This is a genomic window from Aquimarina celericrescens (genome assembly GCF_042682765.1).
GTDB classification, from domain to species: Bacteria; Bacteroidota; Bacteroidia; order Flavobacteriales; family Flavobacteriaceae; genus Aquimarina; species Aquimarina celericrescens.
In genome coordinates, this window is record NZ_JBHUHY010000003.1 from 290,243 (window position 1) to 313,034 (window position 22,792).

Here is a 22,792-nt window from a genome sequence, read left to right on the forward strand (position 1 = left end):
AAAAATCATAAGCTGGCTACTGCTTCTCCAAAATCACCTCCAAACTTTCTGTGATCACATGGCAAATATCCTCACCAACAACAATCGGTTCGCTGGTTTTATTGGTGTATCCATTTTTGCTAACCGTAATGATGTAGGTTCCTGCTCTTTCGAACGCTCCAATAAAATTATTAGCACCTGTAAAGTTTTCAAGTGTTTCTTTATATTCATTATCGATGGCAACCACGGTTACTCCCTCTGTTAAAAATTCTCCTGCTATACCATCTTTTACGGTTACTTCTAGACCTGCTCGTAATTCTTCTGTGCAAAAAACAGGATCTTGCGTTTGATCATCATCGTTGTTACATGCATAACATAGTAGTACAGTACCTATTAAAAAAAACTTCTTCATTTTTTTATATGTTTTGATCCACTTCCCTTTAACTATATACTAGATGCTTTTAAAATGTGATGGTTGCGTTTTACTTCTTTTCAAGTATAGTTCAAAAAAATGAAGCATTTACAAAACGTAAATGCTTCAAAACTATTTTATAAACAATAAATTAGATTCTAGTTTAATATAACGTTGGTATTTTTAATCAATACATCTTTTATCCCATCCCCAACCCTTACCAAAGGGAAGGTGGTCAAAAAGTCCTTTCCTCCGGAAAGGATTTAGGATAGGAGACATTCCTATTTATCAAGCAAATAAATATCTTACAATTATCAATGCCATGTTAAACTACAGCCAATAAATTATTCCAAATCGAACTTGATCCCTTGCGCCAAGGGTAATTCTGTGGTGTAGTTTATAGTGTTGGTTTGTCTACGCATATAAACTTTCCAGGCATCAGAACCTGATTCACGACCACCCCCTGTATCTTTTTCTCCGCCAAATGCACCACCAATCTCTGCGCCAGAGGTCCCGATATTGACATTGGCAATCCCACAATCTGACCCTGCATGAGACAGAAAACGTTCTGCTTCGCGCAGGTTATTGGTCATAATTGCTGATGACAATCCTTGAGCTACCCCATTTTGAATTTCGATAGCACTTTCTATATCACCACTATATTTCAAAAGATATAGCACAGGAGCAAAAGTTTCATGCTGAACAATCTCAAAAGAATTTTTGGCTTCAGCTATCGCAGGTTTTACGTAACAACCACTCTCATATCCTTCACCAGAAAGTACTCCTCCTTCTACCACAATATTACCTCCTTCTTGTACTACTTTTTCAAGTGCATTTTGATATCCTTTTACGGCATCTTTATCGATTAATGGGCCTACATGATTATTTTCATCCAAAGGATTACCAATTCTTAATTGCCCATACGCATCGACAACTGCTTTTTTAACCTTGTCATAAATGGATTCGTGAATTATCAATCTTCGAGTTGAGGTACAGCGTTGTCCAGCGGTTCCTACAGCTCCAAAAACGGCCCCAATCACTGTCATTTTCATATCGGCATCTGGCGTTACAATAATAGCGTTGTTTCCACCTAACTCGAGCAGTGATTTACCAAGGCGCTCTCCAACCGTAGCTGCTACGATCTTACCCATACGAGTAGAACCCGTTGCAGAAATTAGTGGAACTCTTTTATCGCTAGTCATCATTTCTCCCACCTTATAGTCACCATTGATCAGGCAAGAAATTCCTTCGGGCAGCTTATTTTCTTTTAATACTTTTGCAATAATATTTTGGCAGGCAATACCACATAAAGGTGTTTTTTCGCTGGGTTTCCATACACAAACATCTCCACAAATCCATGCCAAAGCAGTGTTCCAAGCCCATACGGCAACAGGAAAGTTAAATGCAGAAATAATACCAACGATCCCTAGTGGATGATACTGCTCATACATTCTATGTCCAGGACGTTCTGAGTGCATTGTAAATCCATGCAATTGTCGTGACAGGCCGACCGCAAAATCACATATATCGATCATCTCTTGCACCTCACCCAATCCCTCTTGATAGGATTTTCCCATTTCATAAGAGACTAATTTACCAAGCGGTTCTTTGAGTCTACGAAGTTCTTCTCCAAACTGTCGAACAATCTCTCCTCGTTGTGGAGCTGGCATTACCCTCCAGGATTTAAATGCTTCGGAAGCAGTCTGAATTACTTTTTCATAATCTTCCTTTGTCGTAGTTTCAACTTTCCCGATTAGCTCACCATCTACAGGTGAATACGATGAAATTGTTTCTTGAGAAGAAAACCAGTTTGCTCCTGTTGAAGTTCCTTTATTATGATCTGAAACACCTAATTGTTTTAGCGCTTCTTCGATTCCGAAATCTGCTATTGCTGTTGCCATGTTGTTTGTTACTTTTTAAAAAGGTAAAGATACTGTGTTTTGCAGATAAATTAAATTTTGATCTGTTCTTATGTCAATTTTTAGTGAATCTCTTTGAAAACCATGTAAAAAAAATCAATTTTTCAAAAACTTGGTCGATTACGAATTAATTTGGTTCTACACTTTTTCAGAAACAAATCGGGGATCTGTGGGCATTACAGTACCACAATTATTGCAAGTTCGTAAAACTTCGCTTTCATAAAAATGCTTGAAATGTTTCAGGAAATCTTTTTCAATATCATTAAGCATAAAATATACCTCATGCAATTTGTTATTGCAATGATCGCAAAACCATAATAATCCATCTTTTGCATCAAGGGCTACCCGTTTTCTTTCGATTACCAAACCAATAGATCCTTCTTGTCGAACAGGTGAATGTGGCACCTTTGCGGGATGTAAATACATATCCCCCGGACCTAATTTCATCGTTTTCTTTTGTCCATCTTCCTGAATATGCACTTCGATATTGCCTTCTAGCTGATAAAAAAGTTCTTCGGTTTCGTTATAATGGTAATCTTTTCTTGCATTGGGACCTGCAACAATCATTACAATGTAATCTCCTGCATCTTTATATAAGTTTTTATTCCCAACAGGAGGCTTTAAAGTATCACGATTTTCTTCAATCCATTTTATAAGATTGAAAGGTTTTTGAATAGCCATGCGCTTTATTTTTTAGAATATAAAATTACGGTTTTGGGAAGGAAATTTATTATAAATTGAAGTAATCTTAATTACAAATTTGTTTTAAATTATAGATAATAAAATAATGAAACACAAAATTTACATCTCATTAATTAGGAAGAATTTAAAAAGTGTAGATGAATTCTTAGTACTAATATAAAAAAAAGCGAACCTAGGTTCGCTTAATTGTAAAATTAACATCCTGTGTCTTCATATTCCAAACTTCCATCGATTGGACATGGGATAGAGCAAGGTTGTGTAATGAAAATAGGAAACATACTGTTTCCCGGTCTAAAAATGCAACTACAACAATCATCTAAAATAGGAACTAGCCCACCTCTTACAGACTTTTGCTCATTCTTACTTAATTTTTTGGTGTTTTCGATGTTTAAAACTTTTTTCAGCATAATATTAAATTGGATTTGTTATAGTAATAAAGTTAAAAAATATTATGCCTAAATGTCTAATTTTTAGAAAATTAAATTTCTTTCGCCAAATGTTTCGTTAAGATTGCTCTCTAGATTGTAGAAACATAGCATATGGGATATACTTTTTTAGTGAGATTAGTTGGATTACACATTTAGCTTTAATTAATCATTCAATGCTAAATTGAAAAGATCCCGACAATCATCTGGATTAATTCGACTAGATTTATTTGCCTCTTTTTAGTTGCAAGCCAAGAGTCTTTTTAAAAAGAAATCGCCCCAACAAGATTTCTCTTGTAGAGCGATTCCCAACTAAATAACCAACCAAAAAGTTAAGTATTGTTTAGCGCGATCCTCACTTTTTATTTTCAAGCTTCAGGAAATCGGCTTTTTTATATCGTTTAGTTTCGTTCTGAGAAGGTTTTCCATTCTCTGAACTCTTAAATTGTATACGTCCTCTTCCTACAAATTCATATACAGTTTCAGAAGCAGGATGAAACAATTCTATTGTACTGTCATTTATAACGGATAATTCGAAGAATTCATTGCCCAGGTAATCGTAACTAAGTGTTAAAGTTTTCCTATCAAAAGTGTTAATGATATCGTTAACCTCATAAAACCCTGTATAATCGTAAAAAATATCATTAATCGGAAGTCCGTTTTGATCCTGTGAACTTTTGAAGTTTTCTCCAGCTCCAAAATATTCAAATTTTAAATAGTTTTCATTATCAAATTCATTTAGCACTCCAAATTCGCTAGTATATACTTTTTCCCATACTCTATACTCCTGGAGAAAATAATGGATGTTGTCATAAAATACGCGGTCATAATCAAACGTACTTCTTTGGTATCCCACTAGATAATAGCTGGTATTGGTTACGCCGTCATATAATTCGATTTCATTACGCGATAATTGCGATACTACTAGTTCATAAACTCCATCGATATCATGATCAATATCTACTGTCGTTCTAAAGGTATCATAAAAGCCTACATCTAATCCAAAACCATTTCCATTACTACCCATCCCTACCAGATTGTTGTTCGCAAAGAATGTTCCATTCCTAAAAGAAACTGTAAACGCTTTTTGTAAAAACGGAATCTCGCCATTGCCGCTCGTACGTTCAATATCAACGTACCAAATCTCATAAGTACTTAATAGAGCATTTAAGTTAATGCCTGCTGGTTCTTCGATAAAAACGTCCTCTTCGACAATAACCTCTGCTACACAAGAAGTCAATAATATTGATCCAAATAAAATAACCGAAAGTAATTTTAGCGTTTTCATAAGCTATGTATTTTCTATTTCCCTAAATTAGAACCAAAACACATGCCAAACTTACAACAAACTGATTATCAGATTTTTACTTTAAAGGGTATTTTACTTATTTTTGAACTCACAATTTTTTGAATGGAAAAAAAACTAAAATTTGCGGTCCTTGGTGGTGGTAGTTGGGCTACCGCTATTGTAAAAATGCTAACTGAAAACCTTGATGAAGTTGGTTGGTACATGCGAAGTGTATATGCCCTTGAACATCTAAAAAGACAACAGCACAACCCTAATTACCTTAGTTCGGTAGAATTTAAATTAGAACAGCTAAAACTTACTAATGATATCAATGAAGCTGTGGCGTATGCAGATTATTTAATTTTTGCTATTCCATCGGCATTTTTGCATAGTGAATTAGAAAAACTTACCGAGTCTTTAAAGGACAAAGTAATTTTTTCTGCTATTAAAGGGATCGTACCAGAAACTGGATTGATCGTTGGAGAACATTTTCATGACGAATATAATATTCCCTTTAATAATATTGGTGTAATAACAGGACCCTGTCATGCTGAAGAAGTGGCACTTGAACGACTTTCTTATCTTACCATTGCTTCTAACGATGAAGAAAAAGCGAAGGTAATTGCTAAAAACTTAAGTAGCGACTATATCAAATGTAAAACCAGTGATGATATTATTGGTACAGAGTATGCAGCGGTGCTCAAAAATATTTATGCTGTAGCGGCAGGAATTGCACATGGCTTAGGATACGGGGATAATTTCCAAAGTGTTTTGATGAGTAATGCCATTCGTGAGATGAAGCGTTTCATTAAAAAAGTACATAAAATGAAACGCAACATTAACAACTCTGCATACCTGGGAGATCTGTTAGTGACAGGTTATTCTGTTTTTTCACGTAATCGTATGTTTGGTAATATGATTGGTAAAGGATACACCGTAAAAAGTGCGCAAATGGAAATGAACATGGTGGCCGAAGGATATTATGCTGCCAAAACAGCTTACGAAATGAAAGCTACCAAAGGTGTAAGAACACCTATTATAGATGCTGTTCATGATATTCTTTATGAAAACAAAAATCCCAAAAAGATTTTCAAGAAATTAGCAGAAAAACTAGACTAAATTAGAGATTAATGCGCTGCGCTTTAAGAGGTGATTCTAAAGCATCTTTAAAATCTGTGTCGATCAAATTACAACGTACAACAGCATTTAAATATTACTGCTATCTTGAGAGCATAGAACCAAGAAATCTTTTATCTATTTTACTTAAGTGTATTTTAACTAAATAAGGTATGCTTCAAAGAAGATTATTCTTATTTTTCAGTATTCCTTTTATGATCGCAACATAATGAAGAAACTCATCGAAACATTTTATACCGGTTTACGTGATCTTGATGCTGATAAAATGGTATCATGTTATCATAAAGATGTTGTTTTTGAAGATCCTGCCTTTGGAAAACTAGAAGGAGATAGAGCCAAAAACATGTGGCGTATGCTTTGCCAAAATGCAAAAAATTTTAAAGTTGAATTTTCAGAGGTTGAAGCCAATGATCAAAGTGGCTCTGCACATTGGGAAGCGTGGTATACTTTTAGCAAAACAGGTAGACCGGTACATAATAGAATTGATGCTCAATTTGAGTTCAAAAATGGGCAAATTATAAAACACACAGATCATTTTAACCTTCATCGATGGGCATCACAAGCTATGGGTTGGAAGGGTCAATTGCTGGGAGGCACAGGATTCTTTCAGAAAAAAATGATGCAACAAACCAATCAAATGCTTGATAAATTTATAGCTAATTGATCTTTAATATATAACCCATGAAGGAGCTCATCAAAACTTTTTATACTGCACTGGATGATCACGATGTCGATACTATGATGACCTGTTATCATGACGATATTGTTTTTGAAGATCCAATCTTCGGAAAACTAGAAGCGGAAAAGGCTAAAAAAGTATGGTACTGGCTTTGTGAGAACGGAAAGGATCTCACCGCAAAATTTTCAGATATAACTGTAGATGGAAATAAAGGATCTGTTTACTGGGAGGCACGATATACCTTTGGTAACAGGAAAAGGCCTGTTCTTAACAAAGTTCACACCACTTTTGAGTTTAAAGACGGAAAGATTGTAAAACATACTGATCATTTCAGTCTAAAACGATGGGCTTCACAAGCTATGGGTTGGAAAGGTAAAGCTCTGGGCGGCACTTCTTATTTCAAGAAAAAATTACAACATAGATCCGGTCGACTATTAGACAAATTTCAAGTAAGATCTAAACCTAACGCCAATAGAAAATCAACTTTCGGCAGTCCTTTGGTTGATGTGCAATGGCTATCAGATCACCTAGATGACCCGGATTTAGTCATCTTGGATGCCACAATTAAAAAGGAGACTTCAAGATATAAAGACGATATCTCAAAATTCAAAATAAAAGATGCACTTTTTTTTGACATCAAGAATACATTTTCAGAAAAAAATAGTGATCTCCCGAATATGTTACCTTCTCCCGAGTATTTTGAAAAGGCATGTCGTACCCTTGGTATTAGTTCCCATCACAAGATTGTGGTGTATGACAAATTAGGAGTTTACTCTAGCCCAAGAGTGTGGTGGATGTTTAAAGCTATGGGGCATCGGGATATTGCTGTTCTCGACGGGGGGTTGCCGGCATGGAGACGTGCTAATCTACCTTGTATTATAGAAACTAAACCTGCCAGTCGAAAACTAGGTAATTTTAGAGCTATGTTCAATCCCAAGCTCGTTGCGAACTCAAAAAATATACTCGATGAAATGGATAATAAGAATACCTTGATTCTAGATGCCCGATCACAAGGTAGGTTTTTGGCGAAAGAGGCAGAGCCAAGGAAAAACTTAAAGGGTGGACACATCCCGAATTCTTTAAATTTACCGTATACCAGGGTTCAACTTGATGGTAAAATGCTTCCGGTCGAAGAGCTAAAAGAAATTTTTAATGATTTTAATCTTGAAAATAAAAAACTGATCTTTACTTGCGGATCAGGAATCACTGCATGCATTATTATGTTAGCTGCAGAGCTCGCAGGATATCAAAATGTGTCAGTTTATGATGGTTCATGGAGCGAATGGGGACAACTAAACGGTGTTCCTATTACTTGTTAATTACATACAAATATTACTTTTACCCAAAGCATGAAGTACTTTTCCCTTTTACTATTGACTTTTTTATTCCTGTCGATTCCTACTTTCTCTCAGCATTCAAAATTTACTTTAGATGACTTTTATTCTGATAATGCGGCACTAAATAGAACTGTAGATTCTATTTTTAATACACTATCAGACCAACAAAAAGTAGCACAAATGATCATTAGCTGCACCGGGGAATTGGGGAAACCCGAAGCGGTGGTAAAAAAGCTGGTAACAGATCAAATTATTGGTGGGGTGGTTTTTTTAAAAGGAAGTAAAAAAACACATGCCGAAACCATAGAAGAGCTTAATTCAATTTCAGAAAAGAATAAAACGTTACCTCTTATCTTTAGTATGGATGCAGAGCCAAGTTTGTTTGCCAGTAGAATAAAGGGAGCACAAAATGTTGGTAAAACAATCGATATCAAAACCCATGCTCAATCTGATGCTGTTGTAAATATTATTAATAGAGAACTCAAAGAAATTGGAGTACACCATAATTTTGCACCCGTTTTGGATATAAGTCCTGGTAACGAAGCCATAAAATCACGTAGTTATGGAAATAATAAAGATTCGGTGATTGAATTAGCCAATCGGTTTATAAAATGCACACAAGAAGGGGGTATTATTGCTACTGCAAAACATTTTCCCGGTCACGGACTCGTAAAAGGCGACACCCATAAACAAAGTGTATATATTGATGGCCCGCTACAAGAAATCGATAACTACAAACCCATTATTGATGCTGGTGTGCTATCAATTATGATTGCCCATATTACTGTGGTGAATAATGATACGTTTGGAACTGACGGTTTACCTTCTAGTTGTTCAAGAAGAATCATTACTGATCTATTAAAAGACGGAATGTGCTTTGAAGGTATTGTGGTTTCTGACGCTCTTAATATTATGAAAGCCGTTACCATTCTCGACAATGCTCCGCTTCTTGCCTCAAAAGCAGGATGTGATATGATTCTGATGCCTCAAGATGAAGAAAAAACCATGAATTCTATTCTTGCCGAAATAAAAACCGATCCAGACTATCATAAACAAGTGATCAAATCTGTGAAGAAGATTTTAAGGCTGAAAATCTGTGCAGGAGTCATTTAATTTATAACTCACCCTTTTTTTTGGTAACAATATTATTATATCGCAGACTCATCGAATACTGGTAAACTATTTGTTTTCAGAGCAACCTATTACATAAACAAATTCAATATCCATTCAATTGAAAATGAAAAAGCGAATTATTGGCATCGATGTTGCCCGGGCATTGGCTGTCATCGGAATGATCTTAGTAAATTTCAAAATTGTTTTTGGAGGTAACGGCAATGAAACGATTAAGTTTCTTTTAGGGCTTCTAGAAGGAAAAGCAGCCGCTACTTTTGTCGTATTGGCAGGAGTTGGAATTGCTTTTATGTCAAATTCTGCTATAAAAAATCATGACCTGCAAAAAATTAAAAAAACTAGAAAACGAATACTCAAAAGAGCCATTTTTCTATTCATTATCGGTTTACTATACATTCCTATTTGGCCAGCAGACATATTACATTTCTACGGCATATACATGTTAATAACCTTACTACTTTTAACGGGGAGTAACAAAATTATAGTAACCAGTTCGTTGGTGTTAGTATTTATATATCCTTTATTGTTATCTATCTGGAACTATGATACGGGATGGAATTTTGATACCTTCGAGTATGTCGATTTTTGGTCTCCAGAAGGATTTGCTAGAAACTTATTTTTTAATGGGTTTCATCCTGTTATTCCATGGTCGGCATTTATGCTTATTGGTCTATGGTTCGGAAAACAGGACTTATCAAATCCTAAGTTTATAAAAAGAGCTACTTGGGTTAGTGTAGCAATTTTTCTAACCATTACGTTACTATCTCAAAGCTTAATTTCAATTTTGGCTGAAGGAAATCAAACTTTTGAAGATGAATTAAAACAGATTTTAGGAACTAGTCCCATGCCTCCATTACCCATTTATATGATATCGGGAAGTAGTTTTGCTATATTTATAATTTCTATTTGTATTATAATTTCTAATACATTTGAAACTAATTATTTAATTAATGTTTTAAAAAAAACCGGACAGCTTGCCTTGACTTTTTATGTAGCACATGTTATTATTGGGATGGGTATAGTAGAAGCAGTAAATCCAACAAAAATGGGACAGTATTCCATTGAATTTTCGTTCATTTATGCCTTGATTTTTAGCGTATTCTGTATGGTGTTTGCTGCAATATGGACAAAATTTAAAAATATTGGTCCTTTAGAATCGATAATGAGAAAGTTGACTGATTAAAAACGATAAATGATCATACCATGAATAATCAAAAAGGACTAGCCCTATGGCATCAATTTGTAAATAATAGAGATACATCAAGACTAGATGATCTTATAGCAGACGATGCGATATTGCATTCCCCGGTAGTATGGACTCCGCAGAAGGGAAAGAAGATTGTAAATATTTATCTTACTGCTGCAGCCAGTATCATTGCCAATAAGCATTTTAAATATGTGAGAGAAGTGACTAATAAAGAGCATAGTATATTAGAGTTTAGCACTGTAATCGAGGGCGTTACTGTAGAGGGCGTTGATATGCTTACTTTTGATGAAGAGGGGAAATTACAAGATATCAAAGTAATGCTTCGCCCCCTAAAAGGAATACAGATAGTACATCAAAAGATGGGTGAATTTCTGGAACGTATGAAAAAACAGTTAGGTACTTTGTAGCATCAATTTATCTTCCAAACGAGAAGTTTAGTCTGTAAACCCATCAAAAACAAGCTACTCTTATGTGATTTTAACTTTTTATTCTAAAAGTGGTATTGCTCAAGTTTAGTATCTTTCTCGCATCAATCAAAAAAAATACATATGTTCAAATCATTCTTATCTTCACTCTCCTGTTTTTTATTGATTTTTATACCTTCATCGATACTCGCTCAAGAAGCATTTTTTATGCTAGACCCAACACTTACTCCAGATGGAAAAACTATCATTTTTAGCTATGACGGAGATTTATGGAAAGTACCCATTGACGGTGGAGAGGCAGCTAGATTAACAGGTATGAGAGGCGACGAAACATTGCCAAGAGTTTCACCTGATGGACAATGGATTGCTTTTAGTGCAACACAATATGGTAATAGAGATGCTTACGTCATGCCTATTGAAGGAGGAGAAATTCGACAACTTACCTTTCATGATACAAACGATGATGTAGATAGTTGGTCGTGGGATTCAGAAAAAATATACTTTACATCATCTAGAGAAAATCGTTTTAGTGGATACGAAATACCTGCTTCTGGCGGCACACCTACTCGCCTCTTCCCTAATTATTTTAATACTACCCATAATATTGCCGTACATCCAATTACTAGTGAAATTTTCTTTAATGAAAGCTGGGAAAGCAAAAGTTTTACTCATAGAAAGAGATATAAAGGAGATTACAATCCAGATATAAAATCTTATAACCCGAAAACCAAAGAGTATAGAGAATATACAACCTACAGAGGAAAAGATTTTTGGCCAACTCTCGATAAAAACGGGATTCTTTATTTTGTTTCAGACGAAGCCAACGGAGAATACAATCTTTATACCTTCAAAGACAATAAAAAAACAGCATTAACCACATTTAGTACCTCTGTCAAACGACCACAAGTAAGTGCAAATGGAAATAAAATAATATTTGGTAAGGATTACCAAATCTACAGCTACGATAAGACTTCTGGTACTTCAAAAAAAGTACCTATCAAAATCTATCGCAATAATACCTTAAACAAAACTCAGGACTTTCAGGTGAAAGGAAAAATTTCTTATTTTGACGTCTCTTCAGATGGAAAAAAAATAGCCTTTGTTTCCAGAGGAAGATTGTTCGTTTCTGATCATAAAGGAAAATTTATAAAACAAATTCCTGTCAATCCTAATGAGCGTGTGGTAGAAGTAAAATGGCTTGACGACGATAGAACTTTACTGTATAATCAAACCTATAATGGGTATTTAAATTTATTTACGATTTCGGCTGACGGAAAAGGAAAGGAAAAACAAATCACCAATGAGACAAGAAATAATGTAAATATAGAGCTAAATCCAGAGTCTTCGCTTGCGGCCTATATTAGTGGAAGGGACGAATTACGACTTCTCGATTTAAAAAGTCTTAAAAGCACAATGGTGGTGAAAGATGAATTTTGGGCACTTTATGCTCCACAACCCAAATTTTCTCCCAACGGACAATATTTGGTTTATAATGCCATTCGTAATTTTGAAAATGACATTTTTATCTATCATATCTCTTCAAAAAAAGTATTAAACGCAAGTCAAACCGGAGTGACCGAAAATAGCCCCTATTGGTCTCCCGATGGAAAATATATATACTTTACCTCTAATTTAACCCAGCCCAGTTATCCTTACGGGTTAAGAGAAGCTAACATCTACCGTATGGCTCTTGATAAATATGAAGTCCCCTATACTTCTGCAAAGTTTGACGAGCTATTTCTTGAAAAGAAGGATAAAGACAAGGATAAAAAAAACGAGGAGAAGAAGAAAGAAGACAAAACAGAAGAAGTTAAAATTACTATTAATGAAAGGGGATTGATGGATCGTCTAGAGCGTGTGGGTCCAGAATTTGGGTTTCAAGGAGGTGGTCCGGTAGTTATTTCAAAAGAAGATGCATCCTACGTGTTTTATATTTCTAATCATGATCAAGGCGATTCAAAATTATGGAAAACAACGATAACACCTTTTGAAAAAAACAAAACCGAAAAAGTTGGAGACGATAAAATCTCAAGCTATCAAATAGCTTCAGGAAATGATAGTCATTATGTATTACTAGATGGTCATCTTTATACATTGGATATTGAAAGTAACAAAATTGATAAAATTGAAATTGATTTTAAATTTAGAAAGGCATTATTAGAAGAATTTAAACAAATGTTTGAAGAGGCCTGGGCCGGTTTCGAAGAGAATTTTTATGATGGTGATTTTCATGGTGAAGATTGGAAAAAACTTAAAAAAAGATATGCTGCATACTTGCCCTATATAACCAATCGCTCTCACTTAAGATTACTTTTTAATGATATGCTTGGTGAATTAAACACCTCTCATTTTGGATTTCGCTCTACCGGTAAAGAAGAGAAAGAATTCTATAAAACCCACACGTTATCAACCGGAATCGTATTCTCAAAAAACGACCCGTATATCGTAGAAAGAATTGTTACAGACAGCCCTTCAGATATTACTAATAAAAATATAAAACCCGGAGATCGACTAGTAGCCGTAAATGGAAAAAAAATCAATCCAAATAATAATCGAGAATCATACTTTACACAACCTTCTTTAGATAAAGAGATGCAGTTAACTCTCGAACGCAAAAGACAACAGGTTACTGTAGAATTACATCCAATCGCATCTAACAAATTAAGAAGCCTGTTATATGATGAGTGGGTAGATAATAACCAGAAATATATAGATCGTAAAAGCAATAAAAAAATTGCCTATGTTCATATGAAAAATATGGGACGCAGCGAATTAAACAATTTTAAGAAAGAAATGGTGTCTGAAGCATACAAAAGAGATGCCCTAATTCTAGATTTAAGGAATAATACGGGTGGTAATGTACATGATGAAGTATTAAAGTTCTTATCACAGAAACCATATCTTAAATGGAAATATAGAGATGGAGAGCTCACACCGCAACCTAATTTTGGCCCTGCAGCCAAACCAATTGTTCTTTTGATCAATGAGCAGTCCTTAAGTGATGCCGAAATGACCTCTGCGGGCTTTAAGCAATTAGGACTAGGAAAAATTATTGGTACAGAAACATATCGTTGGATTATTTTTACTTCTGGAAAAGGTTTGGTCGATGGGTCATTTTATCGCTTACCTTCTTGGGGATGCTATACACTTGATGGTAAGAATTTAGAAAAAACCGGTGTACAGCCAGATATTTATGTAAAAGAAAACTTCAAGCATCGTTTAGAAAAAAACCAACCTCAATTAGACAGAGCATTATCAGAAATAAAGAAGCAGCTTAATAATTAAAAGAAGTATTTTTATATTGAAATACATGGAATTTTAATCTAGATAAAGATCGCTTACCATAGTATTGATATTAAACTACTCGATATGACCAAAAAAGTCTTGATTTGTTTATGGGGAATAACATTACTTTTTTGTTGTTGTTCGTCAAATTCTGAATCCCAGGCAATCGAACCTGAAATCGAATCAGAAAATGATCAAACTCAGACATTTTCTTTTCTTGCATTGGGAGATTCATATACCATTGGTCAAGGAGTGAAACAGGAAGAAAGCTGGCCGTATCAATTAAAAACTGCTACGAGAACTTCAAAAAATAAAATTGAAAACCTTACCGTTATAGCAAGGACAGGATGGACCACAACTGATCTCCTGGACGCGATACAAGAACAATCACCATCAAATCATGATTTAGTATCATTGTTGATAGGAGTGAATAATCAATTTCAAGGAGGTAGTTTCTCAACATTTCAAGAAGAGTTTGATACATTACTTGATATTGCAATTAATTTGGCTAATTCTAATACGAAGGTAATGGTGGTTTCTATTCCAGATTACGGTGTTACTCCTTTTGGCATAAATAATAGTGAAATTATAGCAAAAGAGCTTGATAATTACAATGAATACATCAAACAGCAATGTACAGCGAACAAAATAGCGTTCGTAGATGTAACTACTATTTCCCGAAATCTAGGAGCTTCAGAGAATGCTCTAGCAGATGACCGCTTACATCCCAGCGGCTATCAGTATAACTTGTGGGTAGAAAAAATGATTCCGATTATAGAAGAAATTTTAAAATGAACCTTAGAAGTAACAAATCGTATGGTCCTTGTTTCTGTCTAGTTTAGTCTAAATTGCTTCAAACAATTTTCCCGGTAAAGGTTTAATCACTCCTTTAAGCTCCATATTTAATAAAATAGAGGCAGCTTTGAATGTTGGGATTTGGCACTGTAATGCAATGACATCTAACAATTCTTTTCCGTTATTATTTAAAAAGGTATAGATTTTCTTTTCGTCACCCTCTAGTTCTACAAACAGCTTTTTCTGCACTGTGGGTTTCTCTTTTTCTTCTAACTCCCAGTTGAGCATATAGATTAAATCTACTGCATTAGTGAGCATATGGGCTCTTTGCGTTTTTATGAGCATATTACATCCCTTGCTTAGAACATCATTTGCTCTACCAGGAACTGCAAATACTTCACGATTATATGAATTGGCAATATCGGCCGTAACAAGCGAACCTCCTTTATCGGCACTCTCGATTACTACAGTAGCTTCACTAAGTCCAGCAATAATACGATTGCGCCCCAAAAAGTTTTTTCGATCGAAGGTATCGGTACTCCAAAAATCTGTAAAAAACCCACCGTTTTCTTCAATCTGAGATACGTATTTTTGATGAGCTTTTGGATAGATTTGATTCAGTCCATGAGCCAAACAACCTATGGTTTGCAAATTGTGTTGTACTGCCGCTCTCTGTGCCGTAATATCAACTCCGTATGCAAAACCGGATACAATAACCGGGTCGATAGGGGCAATAGCCTCGATCAATTCTTCACAAAACCGAACCCCATAGCTAGTGACTTTTCGAGTACCAACAATACTTACTATTTTTTTGTTTAGTAGATTGATATTTCCACGGCCAAAAAGTACTACAGGGCCATCAATACAATGCTTTAATTTTTCGGGATAATCAGGCTGGTCATATACCCAATAATTAATCTTGTTTTCTGTAATAAATTCTAATTCATTTTCTGCGGCCTTACAATGACCTGGATTATGAAGATCCTTTATTTTTATAGCACCAATACCATCAATTTTTAACAAATTACTTGGTTTTTCAGCAAGAACTTCTTCTGCCGAACCTACTTCACGTATCAGTTTTTTGATAGAATTATCCCCTAGATTTGCTACTTTTTTGAGTCTAAGTAGTGCAATTAGTTTTTCGACGGTCATGTAATATTTTATATGTCAACGCAAGAAACAAAAAAAAACAAAACTGTTAATAAATTTGTAAGCCATTATTCTAATGACTTTCATTTTTTTTTACCTTTGGGTTTTAACCACACATTGTTAGAATAGCATATTTTATAAGGGGATAATGAACAATACAGCCAAGTACATAAGCGAATTATTATATAGATATGAATGTGTAATTTTACCAGGTTTTGGAGCATTTTTAACAAGACGTCAGCCTGCTGAGATTCAAGAATCTACTCATTCGTTTTTTCCTCCTCAAAAACTCATTTCGTTTAACAGTCAGTTGAAAAATAATGATGGTTTATTGGCAAATTATATCGCTTCTGCAGAAAATATCTCCTATACCGATGCTGTAGCTAAAATTCAGCGTTATGTCTTGTCCCTAAATGAAAAGATGGCACAAGGGAAGCGTTTAGAATTAGAGAATATAGGAGCGTTTTTTACCTCTGTAGAAGATACCTTACAGTTTGAACCCTTGCAAGAAGTAAATTATCTTACTGAAGCTTTTGGATTACATACTTTTGTGTCCCCGACCATCAAACGTGAGATTGAGGTAAAGCGTGAAGCATATAAAGAAGAGGTTGAAGCTCTTGAAGAGGTTGCTCCTCTAGCTTTTACGCCAGAAAAACGTCGTGAGCGTCCTTATTTACAATACGCGGCAACCGCTGCTATCATCTTAGGAATTGGTGGGTTCTTTGGTTTGAAGCAAATTAGTGATAGTACCATAAGCTACAATAATCAGGAGTGGAAAAAAGCTAATGCCGAAATTGAAAACAGAATTCAAGAGGCAACATTTGAGATTTCAAATCCACTACCAGCGATTACCTTAAATCTTACCAAAGAAGAATCGACTAAGACTGTTGAATCGAAAAATGAATCTGTGGTTGTAACAGGAAAATATCATGTTGTTGCTGGTGCTTTTAGAATTGCATCAAATGCCGATAAAAAAGTGAGAAAACTTAAAGCTAAAGGTTTTGATGCACGTCTTATCGAGGTAAACAAATATGGTCTTCATCAAGTGGTTTATCAAAGTTACTCAGATCGAATAGAAGCATTACAAGCACTTCGAAAAATTAAAAGAGAGGAAAGTCCAAGAGCCTGGTTATTGGTTCAGGAACTCTAATTTCTTATATTTTTTCTTTCAAAGAAATGTAGACAACATTTCATTATTTTTAAGATTTTTTTCGTTTTCGATTGATATTCATACTTTTTGAATAAAATCTACACCAAATTCGCATTCAAGCAATTTTTCAAGTAATACACTTTTATTCTACTGTATAGTAATAGTTATTTCTGCGTGATTATCTTTGCCAAAAAATATACTGTATATGAAAGCCAGGCACCCATCGGAATCTCTTGCTATACTTACCGATTTTGTACTAACCGGAGAAACTAATTCTCTAAACAACCTATTTGGCGGAGAGCTATTGGCTCGCATGGACCGTGCGGCTGGTATTGCTGCTGGCAGGCATTCAAGAAGAGTTGTAGTTACTGCATCTGTGAACCATGTGGCTTTCAATAAAGCAATTCCGTTAGGTAGCGTTGTAACGGTAGAGGCAAAAGTTTCAAGAGCTTTTACCTCGTCTATGGAAGTATATATTGATGTTTGGGTAGAAGATCGTCAAAGTGGAGATAAGACAAAAGCCAATGAGGCTATTTATACCTTTGTTGCCGTAAATGAATCTGGGAATCCAGTCGAGGTGCCTCCAATAGAACCTCAGACCGATCTCGAAAAAGAACGATATGATGCAGCCTTGCGTCGCAAGCAACTTAGCCTGGTACTTGCAGGTAAAATGAAACCAAATGATGCTACAGAGTTGAAGGCGTTATTCATCTAACTTGATTTTACCTAAAACTATCTTAAAATCTGAAGAAAAGAAAAAATTTTCGTTGCTTTTTTATATCTTCAAATGAATGGAAATTCGTTGAAATGAAAAGAGGTAAAAATCTTATCTTCTCGCTTATCATTACGTTAGTCGGGTTAATTCTGGCTATCGCAATTTTTATAAGAATTCGATATTGTGATGATCAAGAATATCCAGATGTTACTAGTGTACCACAATATGAATTAAAAGTCTAATTGGGCTCATTTAAAATTTCTCACTACTTATTTTTAACCATACGAGCTGCGATTAATTTTTTAAGCCTTAATAACTGTTGAGGATATATCTGCCTGATTTCTTCAACATACGCCCGTTTACTATAATATCCATTCTTATAATCATCGATTGCTTTATTAGTCGCAGCGATAGCTTCATGATACTCCCCTTCTTCCAGATATAACAAAGCCCTGTAATAATGGCTATCAGCAGATACATTTTGGAAATACCGTAATGCTTTTTCTATATTAATTCTGGCCTTTTTGAATTTAGAATCTTCAAAGTACGTGATACCCAAATATAAAAATGCACTGGGCTCTACCCAGTCCTCACCAGAATCCTCGCGCACTCTGGCAATATGAGTATTAAAATAATGTGCTGCATTCTTATAATCTTTTAGGCCTAAGTATGCAATACCTCTCCAGTAATCAACGCTATGGCCTTGAGGAGAATCTACAAAATTTGGAGTAAGGATATCACTGGCATCGAAGTCCTCAATTGCTTTCTTATAATCTCTATAAAACCATAAATACAAGTAACCTCGCCATGGTTGCCATGTTTTTGGATCACATGCCACCGCTTTATCAAACAAGGGTTTCCATTTATGGGGCATTCCTCTTTTAAGATAGGGTACAGAATATGATCTTAAGGCTTCACAATTATTAGGATCCAGGGTAAGAATACTATCCAATAATTTCATCGACAATGGCGTTCCCTGGTAAGGACCATCAAAGTCATGTTTTGCTTGCTCCTCATCGAATATTTTCTTAGAAAGTATTTTGTCTTCTTCTGACGCCTCCTTCAGATTCTTGTTATAACAAGAACAAAAGAATAAACTTATAAAAATACTAAGGAAGTATCTCTGTAACATTTCCATTTTCGATTTTAAAGATTAAATACATGTAGTAATTAATCGTAGGGTGATCTGCGGTACGCCAATTTTCGTTTCTCATCGACAAATCTACAAGTTGTTCTACCAAAGTAGCACTCAAATTTGATGGTTCAAGGTCTGCATTCAATTCATTAATTATGAGATTACCTGTTTCACCCCGACAATTGATATGAAATCTTAGGTTTAGGTAACCATTATCATTCCTGTTTCTATTTTGATAATGCTGTACAATAAACTCCCTAAATTCTAATTTATTCTTTTTGTATATATGTGGGGCTGAACTACTATAAAATCCATGAGGTTTATTCTCATCTTTGCAAAGAGAGAATTCAGTAGTTCGTGTAGCCTTATTTAAATCTATTTTACCAACATAATCAGGATATTTTGGTTGAACTTCAGTGATTTGAGAAGGAGTTGCAAAAAACAAAAACGTGATGCCTGGTATTAAGAGCAATACTACAATCCCTATACTATATTTTTTGAATTTCATCCTACTATACATTACATCCTATAAATCCAACTTTGCGGGTTTAATCTTTTTGCATTTTGATAAATCAAAAATTTCATAATTGCTCTCCCTGTAGTAGGATTCACACGTACTTCGCCAATAGATTGTTTTGTGTTCACTTTTTGGCCTTCTTTAACCGTAATATTCTCTATGTTATAATATGTAGTGATGTAATTACCGTGTCTTATCTGTACAAGACGACTAGCACCTTTTAATTTTTGAATAGCAATCACTTCGCCTTCAAAAATGGCTCTAGCCTTCTCTCCTTTTCTGGTTTCAATTTCTACACCGCTGCTATTGATTTGTATATTTGGAAGCGTAGGATGCGGCTGACGACCAAATTTTTTGGTGACTCTGCCCGTTCCTACCGGCCAAGGTAATTTTCCTTTATTAGATGTAAAATTATCGGCTAGTATTTTAGCTTCAGCGGTTAATGCAAATGTAGTAGCAGATCCTTTATTCGCAACTTTTTTACCAGCTTTTTTATTGGCTTTGGCAATAGCTTCGCGAATCAACTTCTCGATAGCTTTATCAATAGCACTAGCCTGTTCTTGCTTTTTCTTGATTTGCTTCGTATACACTCCTTGTTTCTTGCGTATAGAGGCCATCAAAACCTGTTGCTCCTTTTTTTCTTCTTTAAGTTTCTCTTGCGCTTCTCGATTTTCTACAATAAGATCTTGTTTGTTTTCTTTTTGCTTTGACAAGTCTCGGTTAAGTTTCTGAAGCTCGAGCGTATTACCTTCTATTCGCTCTGCTTGCTCTTTACGATGCTCGTTATATTGCTTCATATACTGCAATCGCTTATAAGCCTGTGCAAAATCTGATGAAGACAATAAAAACATTATCCTGCTCTGGTGAGATTTACTTTTATATGATTTCTTAATCATTTTGGCATAATCTTCCTTGAGCACTTTAAGCTCAGTGCGATATACATCTATCTTCTTGAGATTCGTGTTGATCTCTCTTGTTAATAAATTTGCTTGCTGATTCGTAATTTTTATAAGATTTTCCCGAGTACTAATTTGAGAATTAATTGCTTCAACCTGATCAAGTACCGAAAGCTCTTTTTGCTTATTATCTTCGCGCAATTTTTTCATTTGCGCAATTTCCTCTCTAAGGCGTTGCCGTTCTTCTTCGAGTTGTTGTTGTTTTGTACTTTGCGAATAAGATGGACCACAAACCAATAACAATCCAATAACATATATTACTCTTAAAAACCTCATTGAATAGTAACTTCCTTATAACCTGATGGTATTTTAAACGGAAAACTCACCCGTGCATTGTAATCTACCATTCTATATTCTATCCCTATACTAGTTTTTTGATCTTCTTGCAACGCTTCAATATTTATTTCTTTTGGGAAATCCTGATTTCCGACTTTTTGATAACTGCGATAACTGATGGTTAGATTTCTATTCGCTATAGGCTGAATTAGTTGTTGAGAAGCCATTTTAAAACTATTGGAGCGTACTAAAAATAAACGTTCAAACAATGCTAATTCTGTTTTAGGTTGTAGTAAGTACCCTTGCTCTGCAATTGAAGATTTGTATTTATCATTTCGAAGGTTAAACAATGCCTGCCCTAAAAGCATTTGTTGCACTTTATCATAATCAAGATCATCTGTACCTAACCACTCGCTCAACACCTTAAAATCTCCTTCAAAATATGTGTTTTCGATTTTCTCGTAGTAACTCACTTTTTCTGGAGTGATCAATGCCTTTGCCAATGTAATTCCTAACATTTTTACACTAATCCAAATAGCTTTGTCTTTTTCTATTCGCAAAGTAGCCGAAGGACTGTATGAATTTTTTCCATCGTCATATCGCACTTTAACCTTGGCATTAAGCGTTTCAAAATTAAAGGATTTATTGTAGTGGTTAGCAATAATCTTTTCGGCACTAAGTTTTTTTATTTTCGCCCCTGTCGTTGCTTTGGATCCCTTACAAGAACTTAGTACAATTAAAGAAAAACACAATAGATAAAATATTCTGTACATTAACCGTTATGATTTTTCTGGAGTTGATTTGCCTTTTGTTGATATTCTGAAGCTTTTGCTGTATTGCCTAGTTTTTGATAAGCTACACTCATTTGAGTATAAAAATCAGATTCCATTTTTTGATTTTCTATGATATAGTCTATACCGAGTGAAAGGATTTCGATGGCCTCTTCTGCCTTTTCAAGATTAATTAACGAAACACCATTTACTAAATAGAAAATCGGTTGTGCAGGATACATCTCTAAAGCCAATTGACTTCCTATTTCTGCTTTTTCATATCGTTTCAGATCCAATTGTAATAATAAAATTCTTTTTAAGAGTGCAAAATCATTAGCATTGCTTTTTATGCCTCTTTCATAAAAATTGAGAGCCTGCTCCTTTCGATCTTTTTTATAGTAAAAATGTCCCAGTTCTGTAAAAACCTTCGAATTATTTTGACCGCCCGAAACCAAAGCCATGATTTCTGCTAATTGTGATTCGTATTGAGGATTTTTATCCAGAAAGGGCAAAAAGTCATTAACTATTTTATATTTGGATGCTGTATCTACTTTAGAGCTTTGTAAAGCGATCTTCATAGAATTAATCGCATCATCATTCTTATTGTTTTGTAGATAAAACTTATACAACGCCAAATGAACCAATGCTGATTTTGGTTTTTTCTTAAGCAATTGTTGAGCCGTCTCGAAGGCTTTTTCACTCTGATTGTTCTGGCTATAGATATAGATTAAGTTAAGATAGTTTTGCTCTACTTTTGGATTCTCTTTTATCTTTTTTTCAAGAATGGCAATTCTGCTATTGGGATTTGTAATTTTTGAAGTAATTCTCTTTCGTAATTGATTTCGATAAGCATCAGTCCCATATTCTTCATTAAGTTGGTCCAGCATTTCTAATGCATCGTCATAACGTTTTTCGAGAAAATACAGATTGGCTAATTGTTCTTTAAACATGGTGTTAAAAGGAACCAATCTTTCAACTACCCCGACAGATTCTTTGTATTTGCGTTGCTGAAAATAAACCTCATATAAAAGCTCTAAAACATATCTGTCGTTAGGCTTAGCTTTAAGAACTTTATTGAAATTCTCTTCTGCTTTTTCATATACTTTGAGCTCGAGATAATTTTTACCTAATTCTGAATATAGAAAAACAGGTTTTGGATCGATTTCAATACATTTTTCTAAAGCTTCAATTGCTTTATCGTAGTTGGTAATAGCTTTTTGCTTTAACGCTTCAAAAAAGTTTTCCTGAAATTCGTCTGAAACATCTCCTAAATCGTCAATATTGATTTCTTGTTTAGGTTCTATATCCTGGGAAAAGACAATTGTATTCCCCGTTCCAAAGAATACTATCAAAATATATATATATGTCCAAATTTTACTCATAAAACTACTGAAACTCTCTTT

General features: G+C 34.8%; 22 protein-coding genes. 11 read left to right on the top strand and 11 right to left on the bottom strand.

Annotated elements, in window-relative coordinates:
- Positions 1-16: 16 nt before the first annotated feature.
- The 5 genes from ACFSJT_RS05160 to ACFSJT_RS05180 all read right to left on the bottom strand — a co-directional run bounded on the left by ACFSJT_RS05160 (position 17) and on the right by ACFSJT_RS05180 (position 4,725).
- Positions 17-391: a hypothetical protein gene (locus ACFSJT_RS05160; protein WP_378319150.1), complete on the bottom strand. Its 375-nt coding sequence runs from the start codon at positions 389-391 to the stop codon at positions 17-19.
- A gap of 344 nt (positions 392-735) precedes the next feature.
- Complete coding sequence (amaB, locus tag ACFSJT_RS05165) at positions 736-2,292, bottom strand: L-piperidine-6-carboxylate dehydrogenase (protein ID WP_378319151.1); 1,557 nt, start codon at positions 2,290-2,292, stop codon at positions 736-738.
- Positions 2,293-2,448: 156 nt separating this feature from the next.
- Positions 2,449-2,991, bottom strand: coding sequence for a 3-hydroxyanthranilate 3,4-dioxygenase (locus ACFSJT_RS05170; protein ID WP_378319152.1), 543 nt, complete (start codon positions 2,989-2,991; stop codon positions 2,449-2,451).
- Between the two features lie 215 nt (positions 2,992-3,206).
- Positions 3,207-3,419, bottom strand: coding sequence for a hypothetical protein (locus tag ACFSJT_RS05175; protein WP_378319153.1), 213 nt, complete (start codon positions 3,417-3,419; stop codon positions 3,207-3,209).
- 373 nt (positions 3,420-3,792) lie between these two features.
- Positions 3,793-4,725 (bottom strand): nicotinic acid mononucleotide adenyltransferase, encoded by a 933-nt coding sequence (locus ACFSJT_RS05180; protein ID WP_378319154.1) that lies wholly within the window; start codon positions 4,723-4,725, stop codon positions 3,793-3,795.
- Between the two features lie 123 nt (positions 4,726-4,848).
- On the opposite strand from ACFSJT_RS05180, the gene ACFSJT_RS05185 reads away from it, so the two are divergent.
- The 8 genes from ACFSJT_RS05185 (at position 4,849) to ACFSJT_RS05220 (ending at position 14,721) form a co-directional block, all read left to right on the top strand.
- Positions 4,849-5,844 carry an NAD(P)H-dependent glycerol-3-phosphate dehydrogenase gene (locus ACFSJT_RS05185; RefSeq protein WP_378319155.1) on the top strand — a complete coding sequence of 332 codons (996 nt, stop codon included), beginning with the start codon at positions 4,849-4,851 and terminating at the stop codon, positions 5,842-5,844.
- 226 nt (positions 5,845-6,070) lie between these two features.
- Positions 6,071-6,526, top strand: coding sequence for a nuclear transport factor 2 family protein (locus tag ACFSJT_RS05190; protein ID WP_378319156.1), 456 nt, complete (start codon positions 6,071-6,073; stop codon positions 6,524-6,526).
- A gap of 17 nt (positions 6,527-6,543) precedes the next feature.
- Entirely contained in the window at positions 6,544-7,860 is a 1,317-nt protein-coding gene (locus ACFSJT_RS05195) for a rhodanese-like domain-containing protein (RefSeq protein ID WP_378319157.1), read from the top strand.
- Positions 7,861-7,890: 30 nt separating this feature from the next.
- Positions 7,891-8,991 carry a glycoside hydrolase family 3 N-terminal domain-containing protein gene (locus ACFSJT_RS05200; protein WP_378319158.1) on the top strand — a complete coding sequence of 367 codons (1,101 nt, stop codon included), beginning with the start codon at positions 7,891-7,893 and terminating at the stop codon, positions 8,989-8,991.
- Positions 8,992-9,115: 124 nt separating this feature from the next.
- Positions 9,116-10,192: a DUF418 domain-containing protein gene (locus tag ACFSJT_RS05205; protein ID WP_378319159.1), complete on the top strand. Its 1,077-nt coding sequence runs from the start codon at positions 9,116-9,118 to the stop codon at positions 10,190-10,192.
- Positions 10,193-10,212: 20 nt separating this feature from the next.
- On the top strand, positions 10,213-10,623 hold the full coding sequence (locus tag ACFSJT_RS05210; RefSeq protein ID WP_378319160.1) for a nuclear transport factor 2 family protein: 411 nt from the start codon (positions 10,213-10,215) through the stop codon (positions 10,621-10,623).
- 225 nt (positions 10,624-10,848) lie between these two features.
- Positions 10,849-13,926, top strand: coding sequence for a S41 family peptidase (locus tag ACFSJT_RS05215; RefSeq protein ID WP_378319161.1), 3,078 nt, complete (start codon positions 10,849-10,851; stop codon positions 13,924-13,926).
- An 84-nt stretch (positions 13,927-14,010) separates the two neighbouring features.
- Positions 14,011-14,721, top strand: coding sequence for an SGNH/GDSL hydrolase family protein (locus ACFSJT_RS05220; protein ID WP_378319162.1), 711 nt, complete (start codon positions 14,011-14,013; stop codon positions 14,719-14,721).
- A gap of 48 nt (positions 14,722-14,769) precedes the next feature.
- On the opposite strand, the gene dprA is transcribed toward ACFSJT_RS05220, so the two are convergent.
- Entirely contained in the window at positions 14,770-15,873 is a 1,104-nt protein-coding gene (gene dprA, locus ACFSJT_RS05225; protein ID WP_378319163.1) for a DNA-processing protein DprA, read from the bottom strand.
- A 145-nt stretch (positions 15,874-16,018) separates the two neighbouring features.
- Between dprA and ACFSJT_RS05230 the strand changes: the two genes are divergently transcribed.
- The 3 genes from ACFSJT_RS05230 to ACFSJT_RS05240 all read left to right on the top strand — a co-directional run bounded on the left by ACFSJT_RS05230 (position 16,019) and on the right by ACFSJT_RS05240 (position 17,977).
- A complete protein-coding gene (locus tag ACFSJT_RS05230) occupies positions 16,019-17,020 on the top strand; it encodes an HU domain-containing protein (protein WP_378319164.1) in 1,002 nt (333 codons plus the stop codon).
- 205 nt (positions 17,021-17,225) lie between these two features.
- Positions 17,226-17,735: an acyl-CoA thioesterase gene (locus tag ACFSJT_RS05235; protein WP_378319165.1), complete on the top strand. Its 510-nt coding sequence runs from the start codon at positions 17,226-17,228 to the stop codon at positions 17,733-17,735.
- 92 nt (positions 17,736-17,827) lie between these two features.
- Complete coding sequence (locus tag ACFSJT_RS05240) at positions 17,828-17,977, top strand: hypothetical protein (RefSeq protein WP_378319166.1); 150 nt, start codon at positions 17,828-17,830, stop codon at positions 17,975-17,977.
- 23 nt (positions 17,978-18,000) lie between these two features.
- On the opposite strand, the gene ACFSJT_RS05245 is transcribed toward ACFSJT_RS05240, so the two are convergent.
- Genes ACFSJT_RS05245 through ACFSJT_RS05265 form a run of 5 tightly spaced genes read right to left on the bottom strand, consistent with a single transcriptional unit; the run spans position 18,001 to position 22,771 of the window.
- Positions 18,001-18,867, bottom strand: a complete 867-nt coding sequence (locus ACFSJT_RS05245) for a tetratricopeptide repeat protein (protein WP_378319167.1) — start codon at positions 18,865-18,867, stop codon at positions 18,001-18,003.
- Positions 18,845-19,378 (bottom strand): hypothetical protein, encoded by a 534-nt coding sequence (locus ACFSJT_RS05250; RefSeq protein ID WP_378319168.1) that lies wholly within the window; start codon positions 19,376-19,378, stop codon positions 18,845-18,847. Before ACFSJT_RS05250 ends, ACFSJT_RS05245 begins: the two co-directional genes overlap by 23 nt.
- Positions 19,379-19,389: 11 nt before the next feature.
- Complete coding sequence (locus ACFSJT_RS05255; protein WP_378319169.1) at positions 19,390-20,619, bottom strand: murein hydrolase activator EnvC family protein; 1,230 nt, start codon at positions 20,617-20,619, stop codon at positions 19,390-19,392.
- Positions 20,616-21,392: a lipoprotein insertase outer membrane protein LolB1 gene (lolB1, locus tag ACFSJT_RS05260; RefSeq protein WP_378319170.1), complete on the bottom strand. Its 777-nt coding sequence runs from the start codon at positions 21,390-21,392 to the stop codon at positions 20,616-20,618. The genes ACFSJT_RS05255 and lolB1 overlap by 4 nt, the downstream gene beginning before the upstream one ends.
- Positions 21,392-22,771 (bottom strand): tetratricopeptide repeat protein, encoded by a 1,380-nt coding sequence (locus tag ACFSJT_RS05265; RefSeq protein ID WP_378319171.1) that lies wholly within the window; start codon positions 22,769-22,771, stop codon positions 21,392-21,394. The genes lolB1 and ACFSJT_RS05265 overlap by 1 nt, the downstream gene beginning before the upstream one ends.
- Positions 22,772-22,792: the final 21 nt, after the last annotated feature.